Source organism: Pirellulimonas nuda (genome assembly GCF_007750855.1).
In the GTDB taxonomy this organism is placed as follows: domain Bacteria; phylum Planctomycetota; class Planctomycetia; order Pirellulales; family Lacipirellulaceae; genus Pirellulimonas; species Pirellulimonas nuda.
The window spans coordinates 3,867,428-3,878,660 of the sequence record NZ_CP036291.1 but is presented as its reverse complement, the minus strand read 5'-3'; the positions used below and the strand labels follow the sequence as shown (position 1 = coordinate 3,878,660).

The 11,233-nt window shown below is 65.7% G+C and carries 6 protein-coding genes; 4 read left to right on the top strand and 2 right to left on the bottom strand.

Annotated elements, in window-relative coordinates; genetic code table 11:
* Positions 1 to 19 precede the first annotated feature (19 nt).
* Positions 20 to 1,804 carry a sulfatase-like hydrolase/transferase gene (locus Pla175_RS15100; protein WP_197526867.1) on the bottom strand — a complete coding sequence of 595 codons (1,785 nt, stop codon included), beginning with the start codon at positions 1,802 to 1,804 and terminating at the stop codon, positions 20 to 22.
* A 371-nt stretch (positions 1,805 to 2,175) separates the two neighbouring features.
* Between Pla175_RS15100 and Pla175_RS15095 the strand changes: the two genes are divergently transcribed.
* The 4 genes from Pla175_RS15095 to Pla175_RS15080 all read left to right on the top strand — a co-directional run bounded on the left by Pla175_RS15095 (position 2,176) and on the right by Pla175_RS15080 (position 9,826).
* The gene (locus Pla175_RS15095; RefSeq protein ID WP_145286645.1) at positions 2,176 to 2,445 is read left to right on the top strand and encodes a response regulator; all 270 of its coding nucleotides are present in this window, start codon (positions 2,176 to 2,178) and stop codon (positions 2,443 to 2,445) included.
* Positions 2,446 to 2,457: 12 nt separating this feature from the next.
* Positions 2,458 to 4,920: a hybrid sensor histidine kinase/response regulator gene (locus tag Pla175_RS15090; RefSeq protein WP_145286642.1), complete on the top strand. Its 2,463-nt coding sequence runs from the start codon at positions 2,458 to 2,460 to the stop codon at positions 4,918 to 4,920.
* 150 nt (positions 4,921 to 5,070) lie between these two features.
* On the top strand, positions 5,071 to 5,778 hold the full coding sequence (locus tag Pla175_RS15085) for a class I SAM-dependent methyltransferase (protein ID WP_197526866.1): 708 nt from the start codon (positions 5,071 to 5,073) through the stop codon (positions 5,776 to 5,778).
* Positions 5,779 to 6,136: 358 nt separating this feature from the next.
* Positions 6,137 to 9,826 carry a chitobiase/beta-hexosaminidase C-terminal domain-containing protein gene (locus Pla175_RS15080; RefSeq protein ID WP_145286639.1) on the top strand — a complete coding sequence of 1,230 codons (3,690 nt, stop codon included), beginning with the start codon at positions 6,137 to 6,139 and terminating at the stop codon, positions 9,824 to 9,826.
* A 79-nt stretch (positions 9,827 to 9,905) separates the two neighbouring features.
* Here Pla175_RS15080 and Pla175_RS15075 read toward each other — a convergent pair whose 3' ends face one another.
* Positions 9,906 to 10,922: a substrate-binding domain-containing protein gene (locus Pla175_RS15075; protein WP_261342835.1), complete on the bottom strand. Its 1,017-nt coding sequence runs from the start codon at positions 10,920 to 10,922 to the stop codon at positions 9,906 to 9,908.
* Between the last annotated feature and the right edge of the window lie 311 nt (positions 10,923 to 11,233).

Here is an 11,233-nt window from a genome sequence, read left to right as displayed (position 1 = left end):
TCATCCGTGCATTCCGTGGTCAATCACCATCCGTCTCTGTCTTTTGCTTCCTCTTGTCTTGTGAACTGCCATCGACGACGGGTCGCCGATGCGACGCCGACGGAGTGTCCGCGCCATCACCGCCGAGCTCGATCTCGGCGTCGTCCTCCCCCACACGCACATACTCGTGGTAGCGGCCGTCTAGGCTTTCGACCGCGAAGAGGCCCCCAACGAACGTGTTGTAGTCGCGCTGTTCGCCCGCCTCTAGATCGATCGCTTGCATACGCTGCCCCATTGGGTTCACCCACGTGACTCGGACCTCGCCTTGGCGCCGGTTCCTCCAGCGTATCGCGGCGCGGCGGCCCCCCGTGTCCGAATGCATCGTCGCTTTCAAGTCGACCGGGCCCGGGACAAGCGTCTGTTGCATACGAATCGCCAATCGGTCCGCCACGTCGGGGTGCTCTTCGACGACGTTCTTGTTTTCTTGCGGATCGTTCTGTTGATCGTAGAGCTCGCGGGATTCAAGACCGGCGTCGTCCAGCCGCCGCCACTCTACGTAGCGCCATCGATCGGTCCGCATCGCATTGCCGATCCGTGCACCCCGGACGAACTGGCTGAACGCGGCGTCGAGATGCGTCGCCCCGCAGTCGTCGAGCAGCGGCGCGGCGCTGCGACCGTCGAGGTCGGCGGGCGTCGGAACGCCGGTGAGCTCGCAGAGAGTCGGGTAGAGGTCGAGAGACTCGACCAGGCGTCCGCACCGCTGGCCGTTCGCCTCAGCGTGCGGGTCGCGGATGATCATGGGGATGCGCGTGTCGATCTCGTAGTTGGTCATCTTGCTCCACCCGTTGTGCTCGCCGAGCTTGTACCCGTGGTCACTCCACAAGACCACAATGGTATCGTCCGCCATGCCTAGTTCGTCGAGCGTGTCCAACAGCTTGCCGACCTGCGCGTCGATAAACGAGACAGACGCAAAATACGCGTGGCGCAGCCGCCGCGTCTGCGATTCGGACAGGGTTCCTGAGTAGGGAGTCGGCATCTCAACCATGTCGGCGTAGTGCGACAACTCGTAGCTTGTGCCCACGGCTACCTCCGGCGCCCCTTCGGGCGGAGTGGGGTTCTCCGGCAGCGGGAGCGCGTCGCGATCGTACCGATCCCACCACGACTTGGGGGGCGCCCAGGGGAGGTGGGGCAGCGTGAAGCCCACGGCAAGCAGGAACGGCTCGCCGGCTTCTTTGTGGACCCGCAGACAATCGATCGCCAGCAGGGTCATCGCCCCGTCGCGGTGGTCTTCGTCCGCGATATCGGGGGCATTGGTGATGACGCCGCGCAGGTTGCCCTTCTGCCACGCGTCGTCGGGGAGGCCCCGCTCCACGCCGCGGCGGAACTCTTCCTGCTCCGGCGTGTAGTTGGTGTAGCTCCCCTTCCCCCACGCGTGCGGCCTATCCCACGAACGGGGGTCGGGCCACGGGTTGTGAAAGATCTTCCCGAGGCTCTCGCACGTGTAGCCGTGCGCCCGCAGGTGCTGCGGCAACGTCACGGCGTCTGGCACGGTCTCGCGGAAGTGCGTCCGCAGCGTGTAGACGTTCAACCGGTCGGGGCGCAACCCGGTCCAGGTGCTCGCCCGCGACGGGTTGCACACGGCGACCTGCACGTAGCAGCGGTCGAACGTCACCCCGCTATCCGAGAGGCGGTCGATGTTCGGCGTCAGCATGTGCTGGGCGCCGTAGCACCGCAGCTCAGGCCGGAGATCGTCGACGCAGATCAGCAGCACGCTGCGGTGTTCGGCCGCCGCCACAGCGGCAGCCGCCGATAGGGAGGCGGACAAGAGCGCGAGTCTCGATACGACGAGCGTCCGTAGCTGCATGGCGTAGAATCGCGGGCTGGGCGGCGGCTTGCACGGGCGTTGGGCGGGAGGGTGGTCCGGAGTCATTACCGCGATCAGTAGTGCAACCGCTCACCTCTCAGGAGGCGGGTTCCGCACGGCGCGTGTTCTGAGAACGTCGCCACTCGTGCGGATCGAAAAACGCAACCTGGCGATTGGCGACAGGAAGCTGATCCGCACCACCCTACGCGACTCCCACCGCTGCGTACAGAATCGAACGTGCCTCTCCCGGAACAGACGCCCGACGCCGTGCTCCTGAATCAGCACCTGCGGGCCCGATCCGCGGGGTCGACGCCGCGAAGACACTCGGCAAGATGTTTTGGGCGCAGGGCCACGAGGCGGCCGTTGCGCACAGCGGACCCGAGGCGCTGCGGCTGACAGCGGAGTTCCGCCCCACGCTAATCATGCTCGATATCGGCCTGCCCGGCATGATTGGCTGCATGGTCGCCGAGCGGTTGCGGTCGGCGCTCGGCCGAGTTGGCAGCCGGGAGCCCACCAGCCGCTCCGCTGCCTGGGACAGCGGTGCTTGGATCTGCCATAATGGCTCAGCCCGAATGGACGACGGGAGCGGTCGACAGCCTTGAGCCGGAGAGGACATGCCTGCGTTTTGGAAAAGGATCCTTGGTCGCAGCGGGCCGACCGCGTCGACGACGCGGTCGCTCCACGCGGCGCAGGCGGGGCAGGACCGCGCCGAGAACCAACTGCGCCGCAGCGAGGACCAGCTCACCCAGCTTGTGGCCGGCGTTCGCGACTACGCGATCTTCCTGCTCGACCGAGAGGGAACGGTCGTCACGTGGAACGCCGGCGCCGAACGGATCAAGGGCTACCGCGCCGACGAGATCATCGGCCAGCACTTCTCTCGCTTCTATCCTCAGGAATCCATCTCCGCCGATTGGCCCGCCCACGAGCTCGCGGTGGCGGCCGAAACGGGCCGCTTTGAGGACGAGGGCTGGCGCGTCCGCAAGGACGGCACGCGCTTCTGGGCCAACGTGGTCATCACCGCCCTGCAGGACGGGCAGGGCCCGCACGGGTTCCTCAAGATCACCCGCGACCTCACCGACCGCCGACAGGCAGAAGAAGAGCTGCGGATCAGTGAGGAACGGCTCCGCCTGATGATCGAGAGCGTGCAGGACTACGCCATCTTCATGCTCGATCCGGACGGCCTGATCACCACGTGGAACAGCGGCGCCGCGCGGATCAAGGGCTACGCCGCACACGAGATCATCGGCGAACACTTCTCTCGCTTCTACCCGGAGGAGGCCCGTCAGCGCGATTGGCCCGGCGAAGAACTCCGCCGCGCCCAAGCCGCCGGACGCATCGAGGACGAGGGTTGGCGTGTCCGAAAAGACGGCTCGCGGTTCTGGGCCAACGTCGTTATCACCGCGCTGCGGGACGAGTCGGGCGCGTTGTGCGGCTTCTGCAAGGTCACCCGCGACCTCACCGAACGGCTTCAGTCGGAGGAGAACGCTCGCAAGCTCCTGCAAGAAGAAGCGGCCCGCGCCGCGGCCGAGGCCGCCACCGCGGAGGCCCACCGCGCCCGGGAGGCCGAGCGGCAGCAACGCGCCCAGTGGCAGGTCACCCTGAGCAGCATCGGCGATGCGGTCATCGTCACCGACGCCGACGGTGCGGTCTCGTTTATGAACGCGGTCGCGGCCTCGCTCACCGGCTGGGACCTCGCCAACGCGAAGGGGCGGCCCTTGGAGGAGGTCTTCCGCATCGTCAACGAACACACCCGCCACCCGGTCGAGAACCCGGTCGCCAAGGTGCTGCGGGAGGGGACCGTGGTCGGCCTCGCCAACAGCACCGTGCTGATCGGCGCGGACGGCCGCGAGGCGCCCATCGACGACTCGGGGGCGCCCATCCGTGGCGAGGACGGCGCCATTACGGGCGTCGTGCTGGTGTTCCGCGACGACACCGAGCGCCGCTGCGCCTTGGAGGTGTTGCGGGCGGCCGACCGCCGCAAGAACGAGTTCTTGGCGACCCTCGCCCACGAGCTACGCAACCCGTTGGCGCCCATCCGGACGGGGCTCGAGCTGATGCGTTCGCGAAAGTACGAACCGGCGACCCTCGACGAGGTGCTGCCCGTCGTCGAGCGGCAGACCGAGCAACTCGTGTCGCTGGTAGACGACCTGCTGGACGTGTCGCGGGTCACCCGCGGCCTGTTTCGCTTGCGGCGGCGCCCCAGCCGTCTCAGCGGCCTCGTCCAGGCGGCCGTGGAAGCCGCGCGGCCGTTCATCGACGGCTTCGGGCACGAGCTGGGCGTCGATCTGCCGCCCGAAGAGGTGGTGCTCGACGTCGACCCAAACCGTCTGTCGCAGGTCCTCACCAACCTGCTCAACAACGCCGCCAAGTACACGCCACAGGGAGGGCACATCTGGCTCTCCGCCCGCGTTGAAGCGCAGGACGTGCTGTTCACCGTGCGCGACACGGGCCTGGGCATCCCGGCCGAGGACCTCGAGCGGATCTTCGAGATGTTCACCCGCATCGAGCACCACGAGCAAGAATACGCGGGGCTCGGCGTCGGACTCACGCTCTCGAAGCAGTTGGTAGAGCTTCACGGCGGCGTCATCGAGGTCACCAGCGAGGGCCAGGGCAAGGGGACCGAGTTTCGCGTACGCATTCCGGCCGTCACCACGGCCGAGCCGGCCGCGGCCGAGCCAGCCGCAGCGACGCCCGCGACGCCGACGCCTCAGCTCCGCGTCCTGGTGGTCGACGACAACCGCGCCGCAGCGTTTATGCTCACGCGGCTAATCGAACGCATGGGCAACGAGGTCCGCTCGGTGGGCGATGGCGTAGCAGCGGTGCAGTCGGCGGCCGAGTTCTGCCCAGACATCGTGCTGATGGACCTGCTGATGCCGCGGATGGGGGGCTGCGAAGCAGCCAGGCAGATCCGCTCGCAGACGTGGGGCGCCTCGATGACGCTCGTCGCTGTCACCGGCTGCGGGCTGGAAGAAGACCGCCAGATGACCATCGACGCCGGGTTCGACGACCATCTAGTCAAGCCGGTAAGCGTCGACGCGTTGGAGGCCCTGTTCGCCCGCCACGCCACGCCGCGGTAAGCCGGCTGCAGATGCACACCTGATGGCAGACATCGCTCTTCTTCGCTCTGCGTGGCTTCTCCCAGAACCGAGCCCCCTATAAGCTCGTTTAACACAAAGCGAACTCGACCCTCGCGTTCTGAAACCAACACCCTCACGCGTCACCCACCCATGAGCCGACCGACCCAGACGCTGCTGGCCTGCCTGATGCTCCTTCTGGGCGCTGGCGTCAGCGCCCAGCAGCCGGCCGTTGCGATCCCCAAAGGGATCAACGCCACCTTCAAGGACCCCGACCTCAACGTAGACGACTGGATCGGACGGTTCGAGGTAGAAAGCCGCGAGGTCTTCTCGGCGCGTCGCGAGGTGTTGGCTGCCTGCGACGTCCGGCCCGGAGAGCGGGTCGCGGACGTCGGCGCGGGGACGGGCTTCTACAGCCAGCTCTTCGCAAAGGCCGCGGGCCCCAGCGGCCGCGTGTACAGCGTTGATATCGCCCCGAAGTTCTTGGAGCACATCGACGAGCGGGCGTTGGCCGCGGGGCTTCGCAACGTGACCACGGTGCTGGGCGCCGACGACTCGGTATGCCTGCCCCCCGAATCGGTCGACCTTGTGTTCATCTGCGACACCTACCACCACTTCGAAAGCCCGCAGCGCTCGCTGGCCTCGATCTACCGTTCGCTCAAGCCGGGGGGACGCCTGGTGCTCATTGATTTCGAACGCATCCCCGGCAAGTCAAGCGAGTTCGTGCTGGGCCACGTACGCGCCGGCAAGGGGGTCTTCCGCAGTGAGATCGTCGACGCTGGGTTTGAGTTCAAGGACGAGATTGAGGTGGACTCCTTTGAGGAGAACTATCTGCTACGGTTCGTGCGACCCAAGGATTAGGACCGCCGGCGCGGTTGGGACGGACCCCGCGAGAAGCCGGTTGGCCCCGAAAAAAGTGCGGGCATTTTGCCGGGACCGCTCTGGCCTGCCCAGCCAAGGCCGCGGGGCGGCGTAGCGAGGGCTCCCCTGCCGGCCACGAACCGCGGCCTATTCGGCCACCCGAAGCCGCGTCAAAAAGTCTTGCTCGCGATAGACATAAGGGGAGCGGCATTGATACAATCGGTAGATTCGCGAGTCTGAGCCTGTTCTGGGTTTAGCCGCAGGGGAAACCCCGGCCAAGCAGTTTGGCGGAGACCCCACCTTTTCCCGCACACGTGCGGTCACCGTTCGGTAAGCACCAAGATGGGAGACGTGGCGCGTGCGACGAAAGAGATCCGACACCAGCTTCCGCGGCTCGATCCAACGTTTGGAACCGCGGTTGGCGCTGGATGCGTCGATGCTACGCATCACCGAGTTCCTGGCCAGCAACGACGGCGGGCTGAACGACGCCGACGGCGACGATTCCGACTGGATCGAGATCTATAATTCTGGCGCCCAGCCCGTTGACCTCACGGGCCTCCATCTGACGGACGACCCCAGCGACCTGAACCGCTGGTCCTTCCCGTCCGGGCATCAACTGGACGCGGGCGCCTTCCTTGTGGTGTTTGCTTCCGGCAAAGACACGGTCTTGGCCGGCGACGAGCTGCACACCGATTTCAAGTTGGGCGCCGATGGCGAGTACCTGGCGCTGGTCGATACGGACGGCTCTACGATCATCGACCAATTCTCGCCGGAGTTTCCGCCGCAGGTGACCGACGTCTCCTACGGCCGCGAGATGCAGCCTGCCGGTCCGACCTCCGTGGTGCTGGCGGACGGAGCGAACGCGCGGGGGTTGGTCCCCTCCAATGGCGCGCTGGGCGTCTCCTGGACGTCGCCCGGCTTCAACGACGCCGCGTGGCCCCTCGCGGGGCCCACGGGCTACGGGTACGAGAACAACCCGGGCAACAACACGAACTTTACCGACGAGATCGCCACCTCCATCCCGTCGGGCACCACCAGCCTGTACCTGCGGGTCCCGTTCACGCTCAACTCGTTGACCGACATCGGTTCGCTCAGCCTTGAGATGCGGTACGACGACGGATTCGTGGCGTACCTGAACGGCGTCAAGATCGCCTCGGCCAATGAACCCGAAACCCTGAACTACGCCTCGGCCGCCTCCGCGAGTCACAACGACGGACTTGCGGAGCAGTTCGCGGCGTTCAACGTCGATGCGGCCATCCCGCACCTGACGACCGGGGTCAACGTGCTGGCCATCCATGCGCTGAACCAGGAAGACAGCAGCGACATGCTCATCGAGCCGCGGCTGGTTTCGCGGCGGTCGAACATCACCAACCCCGAGGCGGTGGGGTATTTCGCCCAACCAACGCCCGGCTACGGCAACTCTAACAACAGCATCTTGGGCTTCGCCCAGGAGCCGGAGTTCGACCTCGCCAGCGGCTTCTACGAGTCGACCCAGTTCCTGTCGATTGTCAGCGGCACGCCGGGGGCCACGATCGTCTACACGACCGACGGCTCGACGCCGGCCGTTAACGGCAATCTCAACGTCACCAACGGCGTGCTCTACCAGTCGCCGATTAGCGTCTCATCGACGCGGGTGATACGCGCCGCGGCCTTCTTCCCCGACTTCGAGCCGTCCGCCACGCAGACGCGGACGTATATCTTCGTCAACGATGTCATCCAGCAGCAACCTTCGGGACAGGCGCCCGGTCCGGGCTGGCCGTCGTCCAACGTGAACGGCCAAGACATCGACTACGGGATGGATCCAGAGATCCTGGCGCTGTACGGCAATCAGGCCGTGATCGACTCGCTCAAGTCGCTGTCGACCGTGTCGATCACCACCGATCTAGAGAATCTGTTCGACAGCCAGACCGGGATCATCGTCAACGCGACCAACCGCGGCCGCGACTGGGAGCGGCCCGCCTCGTTGGAGATCATCTACCCCGACGGCAGCGAGGCGGGTTTCCAGATAGACGCCGGGTTGCGGATCCGCGGCGGCGCCAGCCGAACGGACAACAACCCGAAGCACGCGTTCCGGTTCTATTTCCGCAGCGAGTACGGCGAGTCGAAGCTCGAGTACCCGCTCTTTGGCGACGAGGGGGTCGACAAGTTCGACGTGCTCGATTTCCGTACGGCGCAGAACTACTCGTGGTCGTACCAGGGGAACAGCCAGAACACGTTTGTACGCGACGTGTTCTCGCGAGACCTGCAAGCAGACCTGGGCCAGCCCTACACACGCAGCCGCTATCACCACCTGTACGTGAACGGCGTCTACTGGGGCATTTTCATGACCCAGGAGCGGATCGAGAAGTACTACGGAGAATCGTACCTGGGCGGCGATGAGGACGACTACGACGTCGTAAAGGCCGACCCCAGCGTGACCCGCATCACCGAGGTTGCCGACGGCAACGATCTAGCCTGGCGGGCGTTGTTCGACTACGCCCAAGACCTGGCGGACAACCCGGTCGCCAACGCCAACAACTACTTCACGATGCAGGGGCTCAACCCCGACGGCAGCCGCAACCCCGCCCTGCCCGTGCTGCTCGATCTGGACAACCTGATCGACTACATGGCCATTATTTTTTACACCGGCGCGTACGACAACGGGATCTCTCGGTTCTTCGGCGACAACAGGTCCAACAACTGGTTCGGCATCCGAAGCCGCGAAAACCCCGACCAGGGATTCCAGTTCTTTATGCACGACGCCGAGCACTCGCTGGGCGCCAACAACACGGACAGCATCGATCGCACCGGCCCGTTCAATCAAGGGAACCAAGACAACTACGATCACTTCAACCCGCAGTACCTTCACCAGGACCTGCTGGCGAGCAAAGAGTACCGGGTGGCGTTCGGTGACCGCATTCGAAACTACTTCTTCGACGACGGACCGATGACCGCGGGGCCGAGTATGGCCCGGATGCAGTCCCGCGTAGACGAAGTGGACCCCGCCATCGTGGCCGAGGCGGCCCGGTGGGGCGACTCGAAGCGGGAGCCCGCGTTCAACCGAAACGACTGGCTGGGCGAGCTCAGCACGCTGCTCGACCCGCAGCGGGGCTACTTCCTGACTCGCACGGGCACGGTCTTGAACCAGCTCATCGGCGACGACCTCTATCCCACGATCAGGGCGCCGGCCTTCAGCCCGTACGGCGGCGAGATCCCGGCGGGGCAACTATTGAGCATCTCCGCGCCGGGGCTCGCGATCTACTACACCACCGACGGCAGCGACCCGCGACAAATCGGCGGGGCGATCAGCCCATCGGCGCAGACCTATCAGGGCGCGGTCGCGATAGCGGCCACGACCACCGTGAAGGCGCGCGCCTACGTTCCCGCCAGCCAAACCTGGTCCGCATTGACGGCGGCCGACTTCGTCGCCACGGTTCTTGGCGACTACGATTCCAGCGGGCAGGTGGACCAGGCCGACTACGTGGTGTGGTCGCAAAGCTTTGGGTCGACGACGCAACTGGCCGCGGACGGCAACGGCGACGGCGTGGTTGACTCGGCCGACTACACCGTGTGGCGCGACCAGTTCAGCGCGCTAGCCGCGCTGGCCGCCATGACGCCCGAGCCAAGCGCCCAGCACGCGGCGCCGGCGCCCCAGTTGAGTATCGCCACCCCGAAATTGCCCGGCGCGTTGGACCCGCCCGAGGCCGGCCTCGTTGCCGCCTCTTCGGCTACGACCCAGATCCTTGCGTTTGGCGACGTCCCCTCGTCTGCCGTCTATCGCTCGCTGCCGGGCCGCTCGCTGCCGGGCCATCCACGGCCGGCGGCCACGACCGCGCGGTCCATTGACGCGGCCTTTTCTCGCTACGATCTGCTCGCGGGACGACTAGCCGCCGCTCGGCATCGCGACCTCCCCACGTTCACGCCCGCCGACGACGCGTCCCCGACCGGCGGCTTTGAGCGGTTCTCGGCCGACGATCCTGATCGTTCCACCGAGCCCCTGGATGACAGCCTGGGCCTGCTGGCCGAGGAGCTGGCCCACGCCTGGCGGCGGGGCCGCCGCGTGGAGTGAGCGCCGGCCAAGCGGGACTAACGCTGGCGGCGTTTGCCGGGCAGGCCCCGCCCCTGCCAAGCTCGCCGTCGCGCGTGGATCACTCCGCTCCCCGCGATTCCGCCCGCTTGCGGTAGGCGGTGGGGGTCTCGCCGGTTTCTTTGCGGAAGTAGCGTGAGAAGTTGTTCGCTTCGGTGAAGCCGCACTCGGCGGCGATGGGCTTGTCGGTCTCGGCAAGCATCCGCTGCATGCTCTCAACGCGTAGCCGGCGGATCTCGTTGAAGACCGTCTTTCCCAAGACCTCTTGGAACCGCCGTTCGAGCGTGCTCCGGGACACACACAGATGCCCTGCCACCGCATCGGGCGTCACGTTGCGGCGGACGTGCTCGGCAATAAACTGCATGGCCTCCCGGACCTTGGGGTCATTGCAGACGAACACGCTGGTCGACTCGCGCACAATGAGCCGCTTGGGGGCGATGAACCGATGCCTCGGTTCGGCGGAACGATCCGCCATCAGCTCGTCGAGCAACGCCGCGGCCAGATACCCGTGCCGGAGGAAGTCGAAGTCAATCGAAGAGAGCGTGGGCGAAACGCTGCGGACAATCGTTCGATCCCCATCCATGACGACGACTCCCACGTCTTCCGGAACGCGAAGCCCCTGGTCTTCGGCGCTTTTCGCGATGAACCTTGCGACAAACAGCGACCGCACAAGGATGCCCACTGGTTTCTCCAGGGCCTCCAGCCACTCGAACAGGTTCCGGAGGGTTCTCGCGGCCGGCTTCAACTCGTCTTCGAGGTACTGGTCGTGCAGGCACACGGCCGGTTCAGGCAAGCCATCAGCCCTGAGGGGCTCGGCGAACGACTCCAGGAGCAGGGCGTTTATTGCGGCCCCTTCATGCCCAAGAAACGCCAGCCGACGATAGCCGCAAGAAATCAGGTGCTGCCCCGCCATGCGGGCCGCGGAGCGGATGTCGTGCTTCACGCTCGGCAAATCGTCGAAGCCGGGGAGCGATACCAGCGATACCACGGGAATGCCGGCCTTCTGAGCCGCCTGCAAGACCTCCAGGTCGATCCGGCCAACTACCCCGTCGCATCTCGAGAAATCGAGCGGTTCGATCTGCGAGAAATGATGGGGGTCTACGCTGCTCGACTAGCCTGACTCGTCGGCGTACTGGCGGATGCCCTGGTACGTCTCATGGTGCCAGGGGTAGGCGTACTGCAAATCAATCGGCACGGCGATCCGCTTCGTGGTGCTCTGCATGCTAAAGCGCCGCACGGTTAGGAGTTTTTTTGCCTTTCTGACCCATTCGTCCACGGGTCGGTGAGAGCAAAACGCAATCTGATAGGTTTCCGCAAGTTTGATTGTATTTGATCCTCAGATGATGGGAATCTACCTTGTGTGAAGAATGTCCGATTGGCCACGACAGC

Excerpts from the sequence above, each read along its gene's own strand:
- Pla175_RS15095 (WP_145286645.1), top strand. The coding sequence starts at position 2,176 with ATGTTTTGGGCGCAGGGCCACGAGGCGGCCGTTGCGCACAGCGGACCC.
- Pla175_RS15090 (WP_145286642.1), top strand. The coding sequence starts at position 2,458 with ATGCCTGCGTTTTGGAAAAGGATCCTTGGTCGCAGCGGGCCGACCGCG.
- Pla175_RS15085 (WP_197526866.1), top strand. The coding sequence starts at position 5,071 with ATGAGCCGACCGACCCAGACGCTGCTGGCCTGCCTGATGCTCCTTCTG.